This window comes from Sulfurimonas sp. (assembly GCF_028713515.1).
Classification (GTDB): domain Bacteria; phylum Campylobacterota; class Campylobacteria; order Campylobacterales; family Sulfurimonadaceae; genus Sulfurimonas.
The window spans coordinates 78,848-98,981 of record NZ_JAQTOD010000001.1 but is presented as its reverse complement, the minus strand read 5'-3'; the positions used below and the strand labels follow the sequence as shown (position 1 = coordinate 98,981).

The 20,134-nt window shown below is 34.5% G+C and carries 22 protein-coding genes; 5 read left to right on the top strand and 17 right to left on the bottom strand.

What is annotated here, in order from left to right:
* Positions 1-2: 2 nt before the first annotated feature.
* The 17 genes from atpG to PHV22_RS00475 all read right to left on the bottom strand — a co-directional run bounded on the left by atpG (position 3) and on the right by PHV22_RS00475 (position 15,524).
* The gene (atpG, locus tag PHV22_RS00555) at positions 3-890 is read right to left on the bottom strand and encodes an ATP synthase F1 subunit gamma (RefSeq protein ID WP_295020845.1); all 888 of its coding nucleotides are present in this window, start codon (positions 888-890) and stop codon (positions 3-5) included.
* Between the two features lie 10 nt (positions 891-900).
* On the bottom strand, positions 901-2,418 hold the full coding sequence (gene atpA, locus PHV22_RS00550; RefSeq protein WP_295020843.1) for a F0F1 ATP synthase subunit alpha: 1,518 nt from the start codon (positions 2,416-2,418) through the stop codon (positions 901-903).
* A 23-nt stretch (positions 2,419-2,441) separates the two neighbouring features.
* Positions 2,442-2,975 carry a F0F1 ATP synthase subunit delta gene (locus PHV22_RS00545; protein ID WP_295020842.1) on the bottom strand — a complete coding sequence of 178 codons (534 nt, stop codon included), beginning with the start codon at positions 2,973-2,975 and terminating at the stop codon, positions 2,442-2,444.
* Complete coding sequence (locus PHV22_RS00540) at positions 2,976-3,494, bottom strand: F0F1 ATP synthase subunit B (RefSeq protein WP_295020840.1); 519 nt, start codon at positions 3,492-3,494, stop codon at positions 2,976-2,978.
* 9 nt (positions 3,495-3,503) lie between these two features.
* Positions 3,504-3,926, bottom strand: coding sequence for a FoF1 ATP synthase subunit B' (locus tag PHV22_RS00535; protein ID WP_295020838.1), 423 nt, complete (start codon positions 3,924-3,926; stop codon positions 3,504-3,506).
* Positions 3,927-4,040: 114 nt separating this feature from the next.
* A complete protein-coding gene (locus PHV22_RS00530) occupies positions 4,041-4,892 on the bottom strand; it encodes a ParB/RepB/Spo0J family partition protein (RefSeq protein ID WP_295020836.1) in 852 nt (283 codons plus the stop codon).
* Positions 4,889-5,674 (bottom strand): AAA family ATPase, encoded by a 786-nt coding sequence (locus PHV22_RS00525; RefSeq protein ID WP_299945074.1) that lies wholly within the window; start codon positions 5,672-5,674, stop codon positions 4,889-4,891. Before PHV22_RS00525 ends, PHV22_RS00530 begins: the two co-directional genes overlap by 4 nt.
* Positions 5,671-6,306 (bottom strand): biotin--[acetyl-CoA-carboxylase] ligase, encoded by a 636-nt coding sequence (locus tag PHV22_RS00520; RefSeq protein WP_295020832.1) that lies wholly within the window; start codon positions 6,304-6,306, stop codon positions 5,671-5,673. The genes PHV22_RS00525 and PHV22_RS00520 overlap by 4 nt, the downstream gene beginning before the upstream one ends.
* Complete coding sequence (gene fmt, locus PHV22_RS00515; RefSeq protein ID WP_295020829.1) at positions 6,287-7,195, bottom strand: methionyl-tRNA formyltransferase; 909 nt, start codon at positions 7,193-7,195, stop codon at positions 6,287-6,289. The genes PHV22_RS00520 and fmt overlap by 20 nt, the downstream gene beginning before the upstream one ends.
* Positions 7,196-7,198: 3 nt before the next feature.
* Positions 7,199-7,963 carry a glutamate 5-kinase gene (proB, locus tag PHV22_RS00510; RefSeq protein ID WP_295020827.1) on the bottom strand — a complete coding sequence of 255 codons (765 nt, stop codon included), beginning with the start codon at positions 7,961-7,963 and terminating at the stop codon, positions 7,199-7,201.
* A gap of 15 nt (positions 7,964-7,978) precedes the next feature.
* Positions 7,979-9,091, bottom strand: coding sequence for a GTPase ObgE (gene obgE / locus PHV22_RS00505; protein ID WP_295020825.1), 1,113 nt, complete (start codon positions 9,089-9,091; stop codon positions 7,979-7,981).
* 146 nt (positions 9,092-9,237) lie between these two features.
* Complete coding sequence (gene rpmA / locus PHV22_RS00500; RefSeq protein ID WP_295020823.1) at positions 9,238-9,495, bottom strand: 50S ribosomal protein L27; 258 nt, start codon at positions 9,493-9,495, stop codon at positions 9,238-9,240.
* Positions 9,496-9,520: 25 nt separating this feature from the next.
* Positions 9,521-9,829, bottom strand: a complete 309-nt coding sequence (gene rplU, locus PHV22_RS00495) for a 50S ribosomal protein L21 (protein ID WP_295020821.1) — start codon at positions 9,827-9,829, stop codon at positions 9,521-9,523.
* A 206-nt stretch (positions 9,830-10,035) separates the two neighbouring features.
* On the bottom strand, positions 10,036-11,043 hold the full coding sequence (locus PHV22_RS00490; RefSeq protein ID WP_295020818.1) for an endonuclease/exonuclease/phosphatase family protein: 1,008 nt from the start codon (positions 11,041-11,043) through the stop codon (positions 10,036-10,038).
* Positions 11,040-12,992, bottom strand: coding sequence for a M3 family metallopeptidase (locus PHV22_RS00485; RefSeq protein ID WP_295020816.1), 1,953 nt, complete (start codon positions 12,990-12,992; stop codon positions 11,040-11,042). Before PHV22_RS00485 ends, PHV22_RS00490 begins: the two co-directional genes overlap by 4 nt.
* Positions 12,993-12,996: 4 nt before the next feature.
* The gene (locus PHV22_RS00480; protein ID WP_295020814.1) at positions 12,997-14,082 is read right to left on the bottom strand and encodes a trypsin-like peptidase domain-containing protein; all 1,086 of its coding nucleotides are present in this window, start codon (positions 14,080-14,082) and stop codon (positions 12,997-12,999) included.
* A 2-nt stretch (positions 14,083-14,084) separates the two neighbouring features.
* The gene (locus PHV22_RS00475; protein ID WP_295020812.1) at positions 14,085-15,524 is read right to left on the bottom strand and encodes a hypothetical protein; all 1,440 of its coding nucleotides are present in this window, start codon (positions 15,522-15,524) and stop codon (positions 14,085-14,087) included.
* Positions 15,525-15,594: 70 nt separating this feature from the next.
* Here PHV22_RS00475 and PHV22_RS00470 point away from each other — a divergent pair, with 70 nt between their 5' ends.
* The 5 genes from PHV22_RS00470 (at position 15,595) to PHV22_RS00450 (ending at position 20,134) form a co-directional block, all read left to right on the top strand.
* Entirely contained in the window at positions 15,595-16,677 is a 1,083-nt protein-coding gene (locus PHV22_RS00470) for a peptidase M42 (RefSeq protein ID WP_299945065.1), read from the top strand.
* Between the two features lie 6 nt (positions 16,678-16,683).
* Positions 16,684-17,253, top strand: coding sequence for a hypothetical protein (locus PHV22_RS00465; RefSeq protein ID WP_295020808.1), 570 nt, complete (start codon positions 16,684-16,686; stop codon positions 17,251-17,253).
* A 344-nt stretch (positions 17,254-17,597) separates the two neighbouring features.
* A complete protein-coding gene (locus PHV22_RS00460; RefSeq protein WP_295020806.1) occupies positions 17,598-17,984 on the top strand; it encodes a response regulator in 387 nt (128 codons plus the stop codon).
* 4 nt (positions 17,985-17,988) lie between these two features.
* Complete coding sequence (locus PHV22_RS00455) at positions 17,989-18,486, top strand: chemotaxis protein CheW (RefSeq protein ID WP_299945062.1); 498 nt, start codon at positions 17,989-17,991, stop codon at positions 18,484-18,486.
* Between the two features lies 1 nt (position 18,487).
* On the top strand, positions 18,488-20,134 hold the full coding sequence (locus PHV22_RS00450; protein ID WP_299945059.1) for a methyl-accepting chemotaxis protein: 1,647 nt from the start codon (positions 18,488-18,490) through the stop codon (positions 20,132-20,134).

Sequence of the window (20,134 nt, the reverse complement as noted above, 5' to 3'; positions counted from 1 at the left end):
CATTATTTCATAGACTCCACACCGCTTATAATCTCTATAAGCTCTGTGGTAATAGCTGCTTGTCTAGCCTTATTAAATTTTACATTTAATGACTTAACCATATCTTTTGCATTATTAGTAGCTGTATCCATAGCTTGCATTCTGGCACTATGCTCAGCCGCAACTGAGTCTATAAGCGCATAATACATAGCATATTGTGCATATTTATCAACTACTGAATCTAACATCTTTTCTTCGTCTTCGTCTTCAATCTCTAGCATAGATGTTTGCGTATCACTACACTCAACCTGACTTAAATCTACTGGTAATATCTTATTTATATGTAACTCTTGTGTTATCATGTTTTTATAACCATTATAAACAAGATATAGAGCATCTGTATTTCCATCTTTGAAATCTTCAATAGAAGTCAAGATAAAGTCATCAGCTTTATCTTTTTCAGGTTTTGAGCTTAGATTTATAGCTATATCAAAAAGCTCAACACCATTGTATTTGAAAAATTCAATCCCTTTTTTGCCAATACCACGCAAACGAACTTTTACATTTTTTGCTTTATAATCAGACAAAAGTTTTTTAACAGCCTTTATTGTCTGAATATTAAACCCGCCACACAAACCTTTATCTGCAGTTACAAATATAATGTCTACTATTTTTGGATTTTCAATTTCATTAAAACAACGATTGTTTATTCCTCCAACCTTACTGCATTTTATGCGTCCAGCTATCTCAGAAATAACCTGATTCATTTTTGCTGCATAAAGACGAGAGCGTTTTGCTAACTCTTCAGCACGACGAAGTTTTGCAGTTGAAACAAGCTTCATTGCACGAGTCGTTTTTTGAGTATTGGAAACACTTTTAATTTGTCTTTGAATATCCTTCAAGTTTGCCATTATACTTTCCTTACGCTACCACAAAAGAAGTTTTAAATTCTTCAAGAGCTTTTTTCATCATAGCTGAAGTATCATCATCTACTTTAGAAGTAGTTTTGATGCTTTCAAAAATTTGAGGATAAGATGCTTCAACAAATGGATATAACTCAGCCTCAAAACGAACTACATTTGATGGGTTCATATCGTCCAAGAAACCTTCATTTCCAGCAAAAATAATTAGAACTTGCTTTTCAACAGAAAGAGGAGAGAAAGGTCCTTGTTTTAGAACTTCAACCATTCTTTGTCCTCTCTCTAATTGCTTACGAGAAGTCTCATCGAGATCTGAAGCAAATTGAGCAAATGCTTGAAGTTCACGATACTGAGCAAGATCCAATCTTAAAGTTCCAGCAACTTGTTTAGTAGCTTTAATTTGAGCAGCTCCACCAACACGAGAAACAGATAATCCAACATTAATAGCTGGACGAACGCCCGAGTTAAATAGTTCTGTTTCTAAGAAAATTTGACCATCTGTAATTGAGATAACATTTGTAGGAATATATGCAGCAACATCCCCCGCTTGAGTTTCAATAATCGGAAGAGCAGTTAACGAACCAGCTCCTCTTTCATCAGAAACTTTCGCAGCTCTCTCAAGTAAACGAGAGTGAATATAAAAAACATCTCCTGGATATGCTTCGCGGCCTGGAGGGCGACGAAGAATCAGTGACATCTCTCTGTATGCAACAGCATGTTTAGATAAGTCATCATATACAATCAAACCGTGTCTTGAGCTATCACGGAAATACTCACCCATAGCAACACCAGTATATGGAGCAAGGAACTGAAGTGCCGCCGCTTCAGCTGCAGTAGCTGAAACTATAATCGTGTATTCAAGAGCGCCATGATCTTCTAAGCGACGGATAATTTGTGCTACAGTTGACTCTTTTTGACCGATTGCAACATAAACACAAACAACACCATTACCTTTTTGGTTGATAATAGTATCAAGAGCAACTGTTGTTTTCCCAGTTTGTCTATCACCAATAATTAGTTCTCTTTGTCCGCGACCAATTGGAACTAACGCATCAATCGCTTTAATACCAGTAGCCATTGGCTCATGTACAGATTTTCTGTCCATGATACCAGGTGCTTTTTCCTCAACAAAACGAGTCTCTGTTGTCTCAATTGGACCTTTACCATCGATTGGTTCACCAAGAGCATTTACAACGCGACCTAGCAGTGCTTCACCAACTGGAACACGAAGAAGACGACCAAGTCTCTTTACAGACATTCCCTCTTTTAGTAGAGTTCCTCCACCAAGGATAACAGCACCTACGGCGCTCTCTCCAAGATTCATAACTAAACCTCTAGTTCCCTCTTCAAACTCTACCATCTCTCCAGCCATTACATTGCTTAGTCCGTAAACCTGAGCAACACCATCAGCATAAGAAACAATTTTGCCTGTCTCATTAATATCAACACTTAATTCAAAGTTGTCAATACGCTCTTTAATTATTGAGCTGATTTCGTCAGCTTTAATTTTTGTTATCACTATATATATCTCCTCTCGTGAAGTTAAATTGCTTTTATAATATGTTCTACAATCTGATAATTGATTCTTGATTTAGAAAAACCTATCTCTATCCCAAGATCCTGAACATCTACTTTTATACCATTAAAGCTATTTTTTACAAACTCTAATGATATGGTAGAATCAAATTTTTTGCCCAATCCACTACTTAGGTCTTTTATAACCTTTTCATCGATATCGCTATCACTGTAAACAACACCATTATAATTTTTAGTTTTTGTTGCTACATTTTTTCTCAATACTTCTGCAATTGCAGGAATTATATTAATTCTATTATTTTCCGCAAGTAGCTTGATTAAATTCTCAACACTTTTAGAGTCAGCTGATTTAACTGCTTTCAATAAAATTTCTGATTTATGATTTTTATCAATATTTGGGTTGTTAATAATTTGAACAAACTTCTTATTGCTGAAAGATTCTGCTAATACTGAAAAAACAGAAGCCATCATTTTCATAGACTCAACAGTAGAGTTTTTCTCAATTGCCTTAATATATCTTTTTGCTATTAACTCTTCCATTTATGCCACCTTCTTCAAGATAACATTAGCCATAGCTTCTTTATCGAAACCATCGCTGCTTTGAGCCAATACTTCATTAAGAATTTCTTCAACAACTGTGCGAACCATTCTTTTTTCTTCAAACTTCATTAATGACTCTTGATGTTTAGCTATTATCTCAAGATCAGAATCACAATGAGCCATAATGTTAGCATTTAACATTTTGTTCTCTTTTTTTGAATGGAGACTTAACTCTTCTGCAAATTTTTCAGCATCTGAAATTTTTATCAATGCCTCTTTTTTTTGAGCAGCAGACTCTTTTAATTTATCTTGAACTTTTTTCATCTCATCAGCTATAATCTGACTTCTTGATGCAAAATAATTTTTTGCCGGTTCAGCGATAAGATACCAAATTAGTCCAAAAAATAGTAAAAAGTTTACTGTTCTCTGGACTATGTCAGTATCTGCATGTTCCGCACTACCACTAGATGCTAATGCATAGGTTGACATCATTAGCATAAATACTAAAATTCTACTCACATCAGATCCTTATATTTGACTAAATTTAGCTTTTACAGCTTCTGTGAACAGTGGAATTTGTAATTTCAATTCACTCTTCAACTGTTCTCTAGATTGAGCAAGGGATTGCTCAAATTCTAGATACTGATTAGCTAACTCAGCACGCTTTGCTTCTAACTTACTCTCTGCTAACTCTTTAGCGTCCGTAATAACTTTTTCTCTTATGGCTGCAGCATCTAGTTTAGCTTTTATAATTATTGATTCTGCTTTTGAATGTAATCCATGAATCTCATCATCATTTGAACCTATTCTTTGTAGGTCTTTTTTGATATCTTCATCTCTTTTATTCATATAAGAAAACAATGGATTATAAAGCCAACTGTTTAGAACTGCAATAAGCGTAAGAAATACGATTAATGTAGCTACAAGTAGTATCGGATTTATATCTAACATAGCACCTCCTAAAAGTTGCGGAATTATACTGTTTTAAAATTAAAAGAATTGTTAAAGTAGTTTAAAAAAATTTAAAAAGATAAATTTTTTTAAATAAAAATTTTAAAATTTAATTTAAAGGTTATTTTTTGGTAGGTAATTTAGCAGTTTTAAGACTTGGGCTTCTGTTTCAAATTCTATTGTTAAGCTTCTGTTTGTTGTTTTAATTTTCATCCCTAAAATATCAAAAATATCTTTAAATTTTGTTAAATCAAATGAGGTTGTTTCTGTAGATTTTAAAGAATCAGTCTTACTTGATTTCATACTCTTTATCATAGCCTCTACTTCTCTTACACTTAATTTTTGACCAACTATAGAGTCAACTACTAATTGTTGCTCTTTTTCATCAAGTCCAACTAATACTTTTGCATGTCCAGTAGAAATCTTTCTCTCAATTAATGTTTTTTGAGTTTTTGAAGATAGCTGAAGAAGTCTTATTGTGTTTGTAATATGTGTTCTGCTCTTGTTTATTTTAACAGAAAGCTCCTCATGAGTATAACCATAAAGCTTCATTAATTCGCCATACGCATAGGCTAACTCTATAGAATTTAGCTCATCTCTTTGAATGTTTTCTATAAGAGCAAGTTGTCTCATTTTTTGGTTATCACTACTTAGCACAATAGAGCGGATTGATTTTAATTTTGCTAACTTTGATGCGCGCAATCTTCGCTCTCCAGCTATAAGAACATAACCATCCAGGTCCTCTGTTACCAATATTGGCTGAATCAAACCATCACTCTTTATTGACTCGCTTAACTCATAAAGAGAGCTCTCTTCAAAATGTTTTCTTGGTTGAAAAGGGTTTGGTCTTATGTCTTTAAGTGGAATTTCAATTATTGAGTCTTTTTGACCAAGTTCATTTTCATAAGCCTCATCTATTTCGCCTATAAGCGCACCTAACCCTCTGCCTAACTTTTGTGTCTTCATATTTCTATTATCGCTTGTGCTAAATTTTGATAAGACTCTGTACCACTTGATTTCACATCATACAAAATAACAGGTTTTCCAAAAGATGGGGCTTCTGCTAGTTTTACATTTCTAGGCACAACAATAATCTCACCATTTTTATCTTTAAATAATTTACTACTAAAATGTTGTTTTAAGTCTGCAAAAACTTGTTTTGAAAGGTTATTTTGTGCGCTGTACATTGTTGGAAGAAATCCTCTTATCACTAATTTAGGATTTATTGATTTCCTGACTAACTTTATCGTGTTTAAAAGTTGCGCAAGCCCCTCAAGTGCAAAAAACTCACACTGTATTGGAATTAAAACAGAGTTTGATGCCGAAAGTGCGTTAATTGTCATTGGTCCAAGGGCAGGCGGAGAATCTATGATTATATAGTCATAATCTTTTATTACATTGGCAATTGCTTTTTTCAAAACTAGTTCGCGACCTTTTGAATTTTCAGCATCATAATACTCTTTTTCAATTCCGACAAGACCTATGTTTGATGGAGCCAAATGAAGAGTTGGGAGCTCAGACTTCAAGATAATATCTTTTAATTTTTTTGTACCAATAAGAACATGATAAATATTAAACTCATAATCATTTCTATGAAAACCAAGCGAAGTAGTGGCGTTTGCCTGAGGATCAGAATCAATCAGAAGCACTTTTTTTTCTGCCACTGCAAGAGAAGCAGCCAAGTTTACAGCAGTAGTTGTTTTACCAACTCCTCCCTTTTGATTTGCAATTACAATTACTTCGCTCATCTTAAACTATATATCCTCTCGCCATCAACTATTATAGAGCCATCATCTTGAAGTATAGCTCGCTCTAAAGAAAATCTTAAACTATTTCTATGTGTAAAAAAATTTTGATTTCTATAAAATTCTAACTTATATTTACTAAAAACCTGCTTCCATGAAATATACTTTTCCACATTATGTAAATAGATTTCAATAAAACTTTTTTTATCTATCTCTATGTCGAGTTTACCAAAATCTTCTGGTGATTTATTTGTATTTATTCCAATTCCGCAAACAAACTTATCGTCTAGTATATTTGTAATTATTCCACCTACTTTTTTATCATCAATATAGAAATCATTTGGCCACTTAATCCAGACTTTAGAGCCTAAATCGTTTAGCGTTTCTTTTAAAATATGTGAAAAATATATAGAAGCCGATTCTAATTTTAAATCTTTTGGCAAAGCTACTATAGGTAGTGCAAAAGATAAAAAAAGATTCTCATCAAGACTCTCCCAACTATTACCTCTGCTTCCATATCCAGCCGTTTGAGACTGTGAAACGACAGCAATTGGCGATGAAACCTTGCCACTTTCAATTAACTCTTTTAACTGTTTTTGGGTAGAATCAATACTTTTAAGATAGAGTATCTGCAAGGCTTAATCTCTTTCCATTAATGTAAGAAATTACACTCATTCTATTTTTTGATTCTGGCTGAACCTCTATTATTTTCAAAGTGCCTATACTACAACCAACAATAATGAAGTCTTTCTCTATTTTTAAAATTTTTCCACTCTCATTTTTACTGCTATCTTCTATTAATTCAATTTTTATCAACTTAAGCCCGCTACTTAAATTTACCGATGGCCAAACAGAAAATGCTCTGTATTTATTGTATAAAACAACAGCATTATCAAACTCTACTATAGCATCTTTTTTTTCTATTTTACTGCAGATACTAGAGATGCTATTGTCTTGCTTTACAGAAGTATATGATTCAAAATTATTTAATACATCAACAGTTAAATCACTTGCCGCATCCGCCAATCTATCAAATAATGATTCAGACAATTCAGTTTGATTTATCTCTATTTCATCGATTTTAATTATATCCCCAGTATCCAATCCAATATCCATAAGCATTGCTGTAATACCAGTTCTAACATCTCCATTTAAAAGGGCTTGCTGGATTGGACTTGCACCGCGATATTTCGGCAAAATAGATGCGTGAAGATTTATACAAGTAGCGTGTTGTAGTATCTCTAATGGCAATATTTGACCATAAGCCGCCACGATGATAAAATCGCACTCTATTTTTAAAAGTTCCTGCACAACTTCACTGTCTCTAAGTCTTTTTGGCTGATACACTGGTATTGAATTCTCAAGAGCCAATGTTTTTACAACTGGAGGAGTTACTGTTTTTTTTCTACCCACTTCTTTATCTGGTTGAGTATAAACCGCAACCACCGTCATATTTTTCTCTGCTAATAATCTTTGGAGTATTTTTTCTGCGTAGCTTGGTGTACCCATAAAGATAATCTTCATAAATTAGTTACCTTTTGTAAAACGAGTGCCGCCAATATGCTTGTTTTCAAACATCAGACTTTTTATATCCTTTAAATCATAACCGCTAGTTAAAACCATATCAATTCCACACTCTAAAAGATAGTTAGCTGCTTTTAATTTTGTAAGGATTCCTCCGGTTGCAAACGCACCATGTGGAGTTGCCTCTTTTTCTAGCTCACCTGCATTGATACTATTTACAATTTTTTGTATCTTTGCATCTAGATATATTCTTGGATCTTTATCATAGTAAGCATCTATGTCAGAGAGTATAATCAGCAAATGAGAGTTAGTATGCTTTGTGATATAAGCTGAAAGCTGGTCATTATCTCCTACAACAAGCTCTTTTGTGGATGTTGCATCATTTTCATTTATGATTGGAATAACTCCGTTTGATAAAAGAGTATTTACTGTATCTTTAATTTTGTTTATCTCATCATCTATTTTGAAATTTGCAGCTGTTACTAAAACTTGAGCGGTTAAAATATCATGTGTTGCAAATTTCTTGCTATATTTTTTCATCAGTATCGGCTGACCAATAGAAGCGAGTGCTTGTTTGTTTTGAAGTATTGCTCTATCAAGCTTAAGTGCTGTATATCCAGCAGCAACTGCACCTGATGAGACCAGTATAACCTCGTTTGTTTTTCTGAGCTCTACTAAAAATTCTACTAAATTTCTCATACGGTCTAATGCGATTGCATCATTTTGCGTTAAAACAGCGCTTCCAACTTTTACAACAACTCTTTTCATTTTGGCTCTCACAAATTAGATATTTTTAACAGTTCTTTGTGTTCGAACCAGATTAAACAAGGAGTTTTTTAACGGTTCTATATTTTTATGAATTGCAGAAGATATTGGAACTATAAAATATGGTAAATTTTTATCATATCCGAGTGTATCATCTGGAGTGTTTTGAATAAAATAAGGAATTGATTCATCAAACTCAATATCACTATTTTCATTTGCTTTTACACCAATAAGTTCTAAGAAACTCTCAACCAACTCATTAAGTTCACTTGGCTCAACAACATCAAGTCTAGTTAACGCTATGGCATATTTACTATTTCCAAGTGTCTCTGAAAATGCAGAAATCTCACTCTTTAGTGTCTCTATCTGCTCTTTTAAATCTCTATATGAGTTTAAGTCTATCATGTAAAGAAGTATTTTTGTTCTCTCGATATGTCTTAAAAATTGAATTCCTAAGCCTTTACCTTCATGTGCGCCGCCAATAATACCTGGTATATCAGCCATAACAAACGATTCAAAATCTCCAATGTTAACTTGACCTAGCTTTGGAGTAAGTGTTGTGAACTCATAGTTTGCTATCTCTGGTTTAGCGTTTGAGACTGTTGAAATCAGAGTTGACTTTCCAACATTTGGAAAACCAACCAACCCAACATCAGCAATAAGCTTAAGCTCCAGCTTTACAGTTCTAATATCGCCTTTTTCACCAGGCTGAGCATAAGTTGGTCTTTGGTTTGTGGATGACTTAAAGTGAGTATTTCCAAGTCCACCTTTTCCGCCCTCTATAAACAGCTCTTCTTGTCCATTTTCTAACATATCAAAAATAATTTTATCTGTCTCAATGTCAATAATCTGTGTACCAGGTGGAACTATAATAACTTTTTTGGCTCCAGACTTCCCAGTCATGTTGGAGCCTTCGCCACTTGCACCATTATCTGCTTTAATATGCATCTTCTTCTGAAAATGAGAAAGCGTATGCGTGTTGTTGTCACATTTAAATAAAATATCACCACCTTTTCCACCGTCACCACCGTTTGGCCCGCCATTCAAAACAAATTTCTCACGACGAAATGCAACACATCCTTGTCCACCTTTTCCGGAAGAGACTGTTAGTTCCACACTATCTGTAAACATTTTAAATCCTTGATTGTTTGCTTGAATACTTAAAAATTCACTTATAAATTATAGATAGTAAATTGTTAAATATTTAATTTTTAGGTGTTAAACCAATTTTGTTGAAGTAAAAAATATTTGAGCAAAAAGCTCAAATATTTGTAGAATTATGCAGCAGGTATTATTGAAACTTGTTGACGCTTTTTGTCTTTTCTTTCGAATTTAACAACACCTTCAATTAATGCAAAAATAGTATGATCTTTACCCATACCAACATTTTTACCTGGATGTATCTTAGTTCCTCTTTGACGAATAATAATGTTACCAGGAATTACAGCTTCTCCACCATACTTCTTAACACCAAGTCTTCTACCAGCTGAGTCACGATTATTCTGTGTACTACCTTGACCTTTTTTGTGTGCCATCTTGAATCTCCTTAGCTAATTTAGCTTATGCAGCTATTTTCGTGATAATAACACGAGTGAAGTCTCTTCTGAAACCTCTTTTAACTTTACTGTCTTTACGACGACGCTTTTTAAAAGTTATAACTTTTCTATCACGACCTTCATTAATAACTTCAGCAGTTACAACAACACCATCTAAAAATGGTGCTCCAACTCTAAGTTCACCCGTATTAACAGCTAGAACTTCTTTAATTTCGATGATAGCTTTTGGTGCAAGAGACATATTATCTAATAATAAAATATCACCCTCTTTAACCTTATATTGCTTACCGCCGTTTTTGATAATTGCGTACATGTACAATTCCTTAAATCTCTATAAATCTACAAAAAGTTCGGAATTGTATCTAAACAAGCTTTAAGTTTTATTTAACTTAAACATAAACTTCTTAACTTGGTGTGCCTAAATTGCTAAACTTAAATAATTTTATAAAGAGCATCTCTTGCACAATATATTAAAAAACAAAAAAATTATCTTATGAGTAATTTAATCTTTCTTGTGTATTAATTTTTTACCACAAAATCAGCCGTTACAGCTAAATGATCTGAGTATCCGATGCCTCTATGCTTTTTTACCTTCCCCCTTGAGATTTCCCATCTTTGAACGACTTTTTTCTTAAAAAGATAATCTCTATAAAAATTAGTAATTGTGTCATTTTTATAATAGATATCTTTTTTCTTCAGCAGAGATTGTGACACTAGTATATTATCTGGAGTTTCTCGTTTGCCTTTAAACAGATATGAGTATCTACTCTCATCATCTGTATCATACCAAAGGTTGTAAAAACTTCCCTCTTCGTATGTTGTCTCAGCGGCTCTTTTCGTCTGCTTTATAGTGCCCAATATATGGTTGATGCCAGTTATACCATCTGTATCGTTAAGCTCTCGTTTTCTTACGAATTTTATATACTCTTCGTAATCTGAATTAAAATCTCCCAGCACTATGATATTTTTGTCGTATCCAATCTGTTTGATTCTCTCCATTAGCGTTTTGGCATAGATAATCCTCATGCTCTCAGGACCACTTTTTGATTTCCAATGGTTTACATATATATACAGCTCTTTTTGACCTATTTTAAATTTTGTCTCTAGAATATTTCTATGGTCATTTGATGAAGTTACGCTTATCTCTTTGGAGTATAAAAATGGGATTTTGCTAAGAATTGCTACTTTTACTGATGAGTTTTTACTATCCGCTATTTTATAATATTGATAGTAAAGACCCCTTTGTTTAAGAGCAAATCTTAAATCCTTTAGAGCTTCAAGCGAGCCTATTTCTTGCAATCCAATGATGTCTGCATCCATATCTTTAATGACTTGAGAGATATTTTTTAGCTTTATTTTGTAGTTTTTATCATTCCACTCTGATGGACCGTTTGGTATATATTCTGGGTATCTACTTGTGTCATTTCCCAAATCAAAGAGGTTTTCTACATTGTAAGTTGCTATTTTCAAAGTTGTATCTCCCATAATAAGTACGGCAAACATAAGTAAAAAAATAACTATTTTCACAGGTTTATACCGTTTAATCTAAGCAGACTATCGGGATTTGGTTTTCGTCCCATCATATCTACAAATAGCTCACCCATGCTTTTTGCCCCGCCACAATTTAAAATAAATTCTAAATATTTTTTTGCTGTTGTTGAGTTAAATATACCCTCGTCGACAACACTAAAAAACGCATCAGCACTCAAAACCTCTGCCCATTTATAACTATAATATCCAGCAGCATATCCGCCAGCAAAGATGTGTGAGAATCCATTTTGGAACTTGTTATAGCTAGGTGCTTTTATTATGGAAGTCTCTTCTCTGATGCTGTTTAGCAACTCTTGAATCTCGTCGCCTTGGTAAAGTTTTGAGTGAAGCTTAAAATCAAAGATAGAGAACTCAAGCTGTCTTAACATTGAAGATGCTGAGAGAAAATTTTTACTACGAACCAATTTTTCAATCATTTCATCTGGGATAATCTCTTTGCTTTCATAGTGCATAGCAAAAAGCTTTAACACGCTTGGTTCGTAAGCAAAGTTTTCTAAAAATTGCGATGGAAACTCAACTGCATCCCACTCAACGCCATTTACTCCACTTACACCACTCTCGTTTACTCTACTTAGAAGATGATGGATTGTATGTCCCATCTCATGAAAAAGTGTTACAACATCATCATGTCTTAATAGTGATGGATTTTCTTTGCTTGAGGGTGGAAAATTGCAAACTATATATGCTGATGCTAGCTGTTCTTCGCCACTCTCGTTTGTGCAGTGAGTTTGAATGTTGTGCATCCAAGCGCCACCTTTTTTTCCTTTTCGTGACTCTAAATCCAGATAGAGTTTTGCTCTTAATTCATTTTTTAAATATAGATTATAGGCGGTTGCTTTTTCATCCCAAAGCAGTTCATTAACCTTTTCAAACTTAATTCCAAAAAGCTTATCCAAAAAGTTAAACATACCAACCACAACGCTTTTTTGCTCAAAATATGGACGAAACAGCTCTTCATCAAACTCATATTTCTCTTTTTTTAAAATCTCGCTATAAAACGCGCTATCAAAACTCTCCAGCGGTCTGTCTGAGAGTTTTGCAACCTCGTCTAGCTCTTTTACGGCTTGAGCTTTTGATTTTGTTACAAGTGTTTCTAGAAAGTCAATTACATCCTCTTTCGTTTTAGCCATTTTGCTCTTTAGTGAATATTCAGCATAATCCCCAAAGCCCAAAAGATTGCTCATCTCATTTTTAAGTAGAAGAATCTCATCTATTATTTTGGCATTTTGAGGCGCTCTTGTGGTATATGCTTTGTAGAGCGCTTCTCTGATTTCTCTGTTTTTGCCATAAGTCATATAAGCTATGTAGGACGGCATCTGCAGGGTGAATTTATATTTTATAACCCCATCATCCTCAAATTTTGCACTCTCCAGATCACTCTTTGGTATGCCATCTATGTCTTTCTCGTCCGTAATGATATACTCGTAGGCGTTTGTTGCATCTAGTACATTTTGAGAAAAGTCGTTTGAGAGTTCGCTCTCTCTTAGGTTTATCTCTTGAAGTCTCTCTTTTGTGGCATCATCTAGATGCGCTCCGCTTAACTCAAAGTTTAAAATATTTAACTCTAAAACCCTTTTTTGCTCATAGTTTAGGCTTTTGTTTTGTCTCTCTTGGATGGTTTTGTACGCTTTGTATATCTCTATATTTTGTGAAATTTTTGTGGAATACTCAGTTATGATTGGTAGAGAGTTCGAGTAAACTTCTTGTGTCTCTTTAGTGTTGCAAACGGAATTTATATGTGACAATGGTGTAAAAAAATGTCCCAAATACTCATCCATCATCTCTAGCGGTTTTACGAAATTGGCGTAAGTTTTGTCATCTAGTCCTAAAAGCTCTTCTATCTTTTCGTTGTTCTGTTTCGTTATACCCTCTAGCTTTGTTATGAAATTTGCCAAGTCTAGGTTCAACTCTATAAATTTACTCATTTTTTTAATCCTCTTCTTTTTTATGTTTTATGGCGTTAAATCTGTTTATCAAAATATCACTATATTTAATCGAGTTATCAAATAGTTTTGCGAACGCTGTTTTCCCCTCTTCTAGCGTCAGTGACGAGTCAACGATGATGTAAGATAAGTAAACAAAGTTTTCGTTTATCGAAAATCTTAGGTATGAAAACTCTCCATTTATATCAAGTAGATAATCATATATATCTGAAATTTTATCCTTTGGTATGGTGCAGAGCTTAGAATCGCCAATGATAACGCCGTTGTCGTAGTAGTTTATATCACATCTTGTGTCATCATACTCAACTCTCCATGATGCTTGGGACCTTCTCGCTAAAGTTACATTTACTTCAAGCATGGCTAAAATATCTTCAATTAGTTTTGTTGTTCTTGGAGGGTTATAACCTTTTCGCCTCTGCTTTGCAACCTCTAGTTTTGTCCCGCATTTTGGGCAATAATCCTCTTTTATCTCCAACTCATCAATCAAGTTTTTACAAGATATACATCTGATAATGTTCTCTTTTTTTAGCGCTTTGTAACTCTTTAGAGCTTCATCGATATAGTAATATGGAAGAGCAAAACCTAAATTGTTGGAGTTTTGTATAATAAAAGTATTTACTCCAATCACCTCTGCATCAATATTTAAGAGAGGTCCACCGCTATTTCCAGGATTTATGGCAGCATCTATCTGGATGTACTCCAGCTCTCCCTGAACTCTCATTGCTTTTGAGACAATCCCCTCTGTGGCTGTGTAGTTTAGCCCATAAGGATGTCCGATTGCTATTGTTGTGTCACCATCTTCAACACTTTTACTAGAGAGTTTTAGCGGATTTTTGGTCGCTTCAAGCTTGATGCTAAGAAATGCCAAATCAAAATATGGGTCATCGTAAACCACTTTTGCAATAGCTCTTTTTATAGTTTTTGAGCTTATCACAACCTCTTTTAGTCCAGATGCAACATGTGAGTTTGTGATAATTAAATCATCAATTATAAAGCCACTTCCAGTGCCATAAGGGGTCATAACTTGGATGATGTTGTCTATGTAAGTTTCTAAAATAGTTTGAGTGTTCATGGCTATATCTCTTGAAAATTAAGATTTTTTAGTTGAAGATAAAAGCTGTTGCTAAACTCATTTAGTGAAGTGTAGTTGAGTTTATCACCAAATGGTTTTAGTAATTTAAAGTTTTCCTGATATGGCGAAATAGCATCTTCTATCCTTGAAGTGATGGCTCTTTTTGAAAAAGCAGAGCCATTTTCATCGTAAAGCGTAGCGTATCCTATCTCCTTAAAATAGGATGGATTTTGTATCTCAACTAAGATATGGAGCAACTTTCTTGTAACTGGATGCAGGTTGTAGATATAGAGAATATAAAGAGCAATATACTCATAAATGATTGGAATCACAAGATTGTATCTGTTGGTTTTGTACCATCTTATTTTTACAAGTGATTCATTTATAAAAGATTCTATCTCCTCTTGTGATGCTCTGTCTGATTGGTTAAACGAGTATTGTGCATAATAAAAATTTGATCCAAACTCCTCAAAATCCATCTCTTTTAGTTTTTCTATATACTCCCTTAACTCCTCGTTTTTTGCCTCAACCAAGATATTTTCATCACTAAAATACTCCTCTATTTTTTCACTTATTTTTTGATATATATCATATTTTGGAGTTATGAGATAGTCTATTTTAAAAAGTAGATATAGCAGGGTAAAAGATTGCATTGCAGAGTTATCATTTGATGGATATGTCAATATTTTATCCTCAATTTGAGTAATCCATTTGTGCATAAAATCATATTTTATCTTTAGTTCACTGCTCTCTAACGGTTTTAGATGCGAGGTATCTTCTACTTTTGTATCTTTAAATATAGAGTTTATATAACCTTTGTCAAAATCGGCATTTACGGCAAGTTCTCTTAGAGAGTAAAAAACTTTTTGCGGAGTCATTTTTGTGTTATCATGAGATATCTTTAGCTTGATATACTCCTCATCACTAAAATAATAAGCATAAGTCATTTGATAGTTTTTTTCTAAAACATATCTCTTTAGTGCAACACTCGCAGATAATTTTTTTGTGATAATAGACTCCGCATAAAGTTGCTCATTTGTGATTTTACCGCTAACTTTAGCACTTCCTTGAAATATCTCAAAATTTAGTTCATCCTCACTTTGAGAGACGGTTATATTATGGTTTGAGAGACCATTGTGAAAATTCTCAATGGTTTTGAGGTAGAGATTATAAGCCTTTAATATCTCTTTTTGCTCAAACGCTTCGCTAGATTGGTTAAACAGTTCCTCTTCATTTTCCGCAAGACTCGAATCAAGCGCTCTTCCAAATTTATGTTTTTGTTCTACTTTTGTATCAAAAAAATTTAACCAGCTCATATGTCTACTTTTTATGAATTGTTGCTCACAAAAAATAGTGAGGTTTGTGGCTATCATTATACCAAACTTATAATGCCAAACTCTATGATTTAAAAACGCTTTAAAGTTAATTACATAGTTAATCATATATAATTTTTACAACTTTACAAGTAGGAAATCCAGCTAATTTTCGCACAATCAAAGAAGTTTTAGCATAATGGATAAGAAAGATTATATGCAAAAAAATTATCAAGATTTTATAGACATCCTTAAACATCTTATTCGTAAACCATCGGTTGTTGGGGCAGAGCATCCATTTTTTCTCTCTATAAAACGGGAACTTGATGAACTGGGGATAAAAACAACACTTTACGAGGGGCTTTTGGTGGCCGAGGGAAGTGAGCCTGAGCGAGGAATGATTTCTGCGCACATAGATAGACACGGACTTATCTGCACAGGTCCAAATGAGTTTCAGTATGCTGCTTTTTTGGCACAAAACCGTGGAGATTTGACGGGCGATTCATTTTCTGAGCAGACATTTATGAACATTGCAGAGAGATTTAAAAATCAAGTTGTTCAAGCTTATGAGCCATGGTCTGGGAGTTATCTTGGTTTGGGAATAATTGATAACGCTTATATTTGTGAGCGAAGAAAAAATCTTGTTTTTGAAGTTAAAGGACTAGAGCATCTCATAGCTGGAACTCCGGTTGCCTTTGTTGACACTTTAAAACATGAAGATGGACTCTTTAGTGCACAGCTTGATAATGTCGTAAGTGCCGCAATAATTCTCTATATGTACCAAAAAGGGTACAAAGGATTGGCATTTTTTACGGCGCAAGAGGAGTCTGGGAAGAGTTGGCGTTTTCTGCTAGAACATTTTCGTCGTTGGGGCATAACCAGTGATAGATTGTTGGTTTTAGACACAAGTCCATATCCAGATCGCCAAAAGGCCCAAATGCAAGATGTAGTGCTTCGCCATGGAGATGCAAGCGCTGAGTTTAACTCACCATTAACAGGTGAGATAGAAAGACTTTGCAAAAAATATAAAATTATGTATAGTTTTAAAGACTCCTATATTAGAGAGAAAAATAAAAAACTTCAAGAACAGGGGTTAAACCCAGTTTCACTAGGAAGAACGGAGCTAGGAAGACTGATAGTTGCGAGTGGCGCAGAAATACAAGGCACAACACTACAAATCCCAACAACTGGCTATCATACAACTTCTGAAACAGTTTTAGACAAATCACTCTTTAGTATTCTTAATCTGTTGCTGGAGATGTATATTGGCAAAAAAAGGTAGATTATTGTGAAAAAAAAGATGAAACAACTTACAGTTCTCTTGCTTCTTGCATCCATCTTTGTGGGGTGCGCTCCAAAAATGGGGAAAGATATTTTTATAGAACAAGCTGGCGATGTACGACTTGAGAGCTCTGGAAATGATATTTTACTAGGGTTCCTAGCTCTCATTGGTCCTACAGGAAAAAAAGATGGTATCAAGATTGCAACTGATGTAAAAATTACAAACAGATGGCATAGTGATATAATCCTTCACTCTTTAAAGTATAGCCTTGGGGACAACAACAGCTCTGTTGCTCAGGGTGAAATAAAAGCTGATGCAACAAAAAAAGTTATTTTTATCTCTGGCAAAGAGAAGATTATTCCATTGGAGTTTCGTATTGAGCTAAGCAAAGAGAGCCTTACTTATCTATATGGAGCCGTGCAATCAAAGCGAAAAATTTTCCTTAAGGGGGAGGTTGCCGTTGAGGTCTGGGGTGTACAGAAGCATTATAACTTCAAAGAAGATGTGACAGCTCGCCTCTCAAAAGAGATAAATAAAAAATTTGAACTCTTTAGTGGTCTAAGGGTTACTAAGTAGTGGCAAAAAAATGCTAGATAGAAAGATAAAAGCTATTTTAGCAATGTAGTCTTTACTAAAAACAGCTTAGCTATTAATTTTGACATACTCAACTATTTATCTCCTTAACTATTTCCAATACCTTATTAATATTCTTAGACTTATTAGTTCTTATAATAATTTGCTTTATCCAGCCAACTAATTAAAAAACATCTACTTTATAAAACATATTTTGTATTATTCTAATTCTATTATAATTATTTTTTATCAATATCTAGTAATTATTTTTTAAGAAACAAGTAGCTAAACTCTAGCTCGTGTTTAAAAAATATTATATTTTGTAAAGTTAAAAGGAAGAAACATAAATGAAAAAACGAGTTATTATCGTAGATGACTCCAAGGCTGTTATTGCTACAGCAGAGTTGGCGCTAGAGGAGATGATCAGCAGCAGGGCTATAGAATTCATTTCATACTTGAATCCAGCTCAACTACTAGAGGCACTTCAAAATGGAAGTGAAAATTTTGATTTACTGATCAGTGATGTAAACATGCCACAAATGAATGGTTTAGATTTATCCAGAGCAATTAAAGCAGATGAACGATACAAAACCAAGCCTATAATTATCTTAACAACAGAAAGTTCTAATGAGATAAAGATGATGGGAAAAGAGATTGGTGTGACTGGATGGATGGTTAAACCATTTAGTGATGAAAAACTTGTAAAATCACTTAAAATGATATTGGGGATATAATTTAATGGAATTAAACACAATGCTATCAAAAAAAGAGCGCTATCTTACCTTTTTTTTAGGGGATGAACAATACGGAATTGGTATTGATCGAATTAAAGAGATTATCGCCATGATGAAAGTTACTTTTGTTCCAAAGACTCCACCATTTATGCGTGGAGTAATCAACTTGCGTGGATCTATTATACCGATTGTTGACACTAGACTTCGATTTGCAATGGAGCCTAGAGAAGCGGATATGCACACAACAATCATTATTGTTGAAGTTGAAAAAGTAAATATTGGATTTATTGTTGATCGCGTAGAAGAAGTCGCTTCAATTGACTCGTCACATCTAAGTGAACCACCAAAATTTGGTAGTAACATCGATATGGATTTCATCTGCTCCATGGCACAAATTGGCGAGAGCGTCGTGATGATTTTAAATGTGCTCAAGCTTTTTGAAGCAGATGAATTGGTAAGTTTAGAACAGATACAAAAAACACAAACAATCGAAGGAGAATAAGATGAATTGGTTAGAAAATATGATATTAAGAAGCAAATTAATTTTGTTAACAACAGTTATGATGTCCGCAATTATTGTTCTGGGTTACCTAGGATACAACAGCACACTGCAGTGGCAGGCTTCAATGAATGATATAGGCGCCATCAGAATGCCATCCATTGTTGGTGTTATGGATATGCGCTCTGGAATCAACCAAGTTGTTATTCAACAAAATCGTATTATTTCTCTTGAAGGTGATTCAAAACAAAAAGAACAACTTCAAGACGCTTTAGACAAAATTATTAAAGGATTTGAGCGCTACGATAAAGGAGCTGCATTATACGCTCCTCTTCCACAGACTCCAGAAGAAGCAACTGAGTGGAAAAAGTATGAAGAAAACTACACAAAATGGAAAGATTTAAGTGTAAACTTTCGTACCAATATATTTATACCTCTTATCAACAACACTGATCCAGCATTAGAACATGGCTACTTTGTTCAAATGAGAGAGTTTATCGCAAAAAGCCGTGAATCGAGACAAGCCGCATTTAATTCCATGGATGTGATTGCTAAAATTAATATCGATGGTGGAAATCAAGCAGTTAAAGATGCTACAATCAAATCAGCCAATGCTGCCCAGTTATCAATTGTAATCGTTTTAGTTGCTTTAATTCTAAGTTTAATTCTATCGATGTTGATTATACGCTCTATAACTCGTGCAATCACTTCAAGTGTTGGCTCAATTCGCGATGGTGCGATGCAGATTACTTCTGCGAGTGATCAAGTAGCTTCATCTTCTTCATCTCTAGCTCAAGGTGCAAGTCAACAAGCTTCTAGCGTTGAAGAGGTAAGTGCTACTTTAGAGCAGAGTACTGCTATCAACTCTCAAAATACAGACAATGCTAGACAAGCTGATATTTTAGCAAAAAATGCAAATGATTCAGCTCGTGCAGGTTATGAAAAAGGAGAGCAGCTCTCTCATTCAATGCATGCTATTACTCAATCAGCAGCTAAAATCTCAGGAATTATTAAAACAATTGATCAGATCGCCTTCCAAACTAATCTTCTTGCTCTTAATGCGGCCGTTGAAGCAGCTCGTGCAGGTGAACATGGTCTAGGATTTGCAGTAGTTGCAGACGAGGTAAGAAATCTTGCTCAGCGTGCAGCATCTGCAGCAAAAGAGACTTCTGACATCATCGAAGAGGTTGTAGGCCAAATAAAAGAGGGTAATCAAATTGCCCTTGCAACACATACCTCTTTCCAGGAGATTGTAGAACAGTCTAAAAAAGTATCAGATCTTATAGGTGAGATATCAATTTCAGGTAAAGAGCAATCAGAGGGTATGGCACAAATAAATCAGGCTATGGGACAGGTTGACCAAGTTACACAACAGGTTGCTGCAAACTCAGAAGAAGCAGCCGCTGCAGCAGAAGAGCTTAATGCGCAAGCTACAGCAATGATGGAGACCGTAGGTGTTTTAGCTAAGATGATAGGAATGGAGACAGGTGCCGCAGCATCAGCACCAAAGAAAAAGCAGCTTCACAGTTTAGAGATTAAAACGCTTCCTCCTATGCGCAAACCAGTAAAAATGGCTCAAAGCGGAGGAGTTTCATCTAGCAGATCCGAAGATGTATTTCCTCTGCATGAGGACGATTTAAAAGAGTTCTGA

What these genes read in the sequence shown, in the direction of transcription:
- PHV22_RS00455 (WP_299945062.1), top strand. Translation starts at nt 17,989, where the DNA reads ATGGAATTAAACACAATGCTATCAAAAAAAGAGCGCTATCTTACCTTT.
- PHV22_RS00450 (WP_299945059.1), top strand. Translation starts at nt 18,488, where the DNA reads ATGAATTGGTTAGAAAATATGATATTAAGAAGCAAATTAATTTTGTTA.
- obgE (WP_295020825.1), bottom strand. Translation starts at nt 9,091, where the DNA reads ATGTTTACAGATAGTGTGGAACTAACAGTCTCTTCCGGAAAAGGTGGA.
- PHV22_RS00485 (WP_295020816.1), bottom strand. Translation starts at nt 12,992, where the DNA reads ATGAGTAAATTTATAGAGTTGAACCTAGACTTGGCAAATTTCATAACA.
- fmt (WP_295020829.1), bottom strand. Translation starts at nt 7,195, where the DNA reads ATGAAGATTATCTTTATGGGTACACCAAGCTACGCAGAAAAAATACTC.
- PHV22_RS00480 (WP_295020814.1), bottom strand. Translation starts at nt 14,082, where the DNA reads ATGAACACTCAAACTATTTTAGAAACTTACATAGACAACATCATCCAA.
- PHV22_RS00475 (WP_295020812.1), bottom strand. Translation starts at nt 15,524, where the DNA reads ATGATTAACTATGTAATTAACTTTAAAGCGTTTTTAAATCATAGAGTT.
- rpmA (WP_295020823.1), bottom strand. Translation starts at nt 9,495, where the DNA reads ATGGCACACAAAAAAGGTCAAGGTAGTACACAGAATAATCGTGACTCA.
- PHV22_RS00530 (WP_295020836.1), bottom strand. Translation starts at nt 4,892, where the DNA reads ATGAAGACACAAAAGTTAGGCAGAGGGTTAGGTGCGCTTATAGGCGAA.
- PHV22_RS00535 (WP_295020838.1), bottom strand. Translation starts at nt 3,926, where the DNA reads ATGTTAGATATAAATCCGATACTACTTGTAGCTACATTAATCGTATTT.
- PHV22_RS00545 (WP_295020842.1), bottom strand. Translation starts at nt 2,975, where the DNA reads ATGGAAGAGTTAATAGCAAAAAGATATATTAAGGCAATTGAGAAAAAC.
- PHV22_RS00470 (WP_299945065.1), top strand. Translation starts at nt 15,595, where the DNA reads ATGGATAAGAAAGATTATATGCAAAAAAATTATCAAGATTTTATAGAC.
- atpG (WP_295020845.1), bottom strand. Translation starts at nt 890, where the DNA reads ATGGCAAACTTGAAGGATATTCAAAGACAAATTAAAAGTGTTTCCAAT.
- PHV22_RS00460 (WP_295020806.1), top strand. Translation starts at nt 17,598, where the DNA reads ATGAAAAAACGAGTTATTATCGTAGATGACTCCAAGGCTGTTATTGCT.
- rplU (WP_295020821.1), bottom strand. Translation starts at nt 9,829, where the DNA reads ATGTACGCAATTATCAAAAACGGCGGTAAGCAATATAAGGTTAAAGAG.
- PHV22_RS00525 (WP_299945074.1), bottom strand. Translation starts at nt 5,674, where the DNA reads ATGAGCGAAGTAATTGTAATTGCAAATCAAAAGGGAGGAGTTGGTAAA.
- proB (WP_295020827.1), bottom strand. Translation starts at nt 7,963, where the DNA reads ATGAAAAGAGTTGTTGTAAAAGTTGGAAGCGCTGTTTTAACGCAAAAT.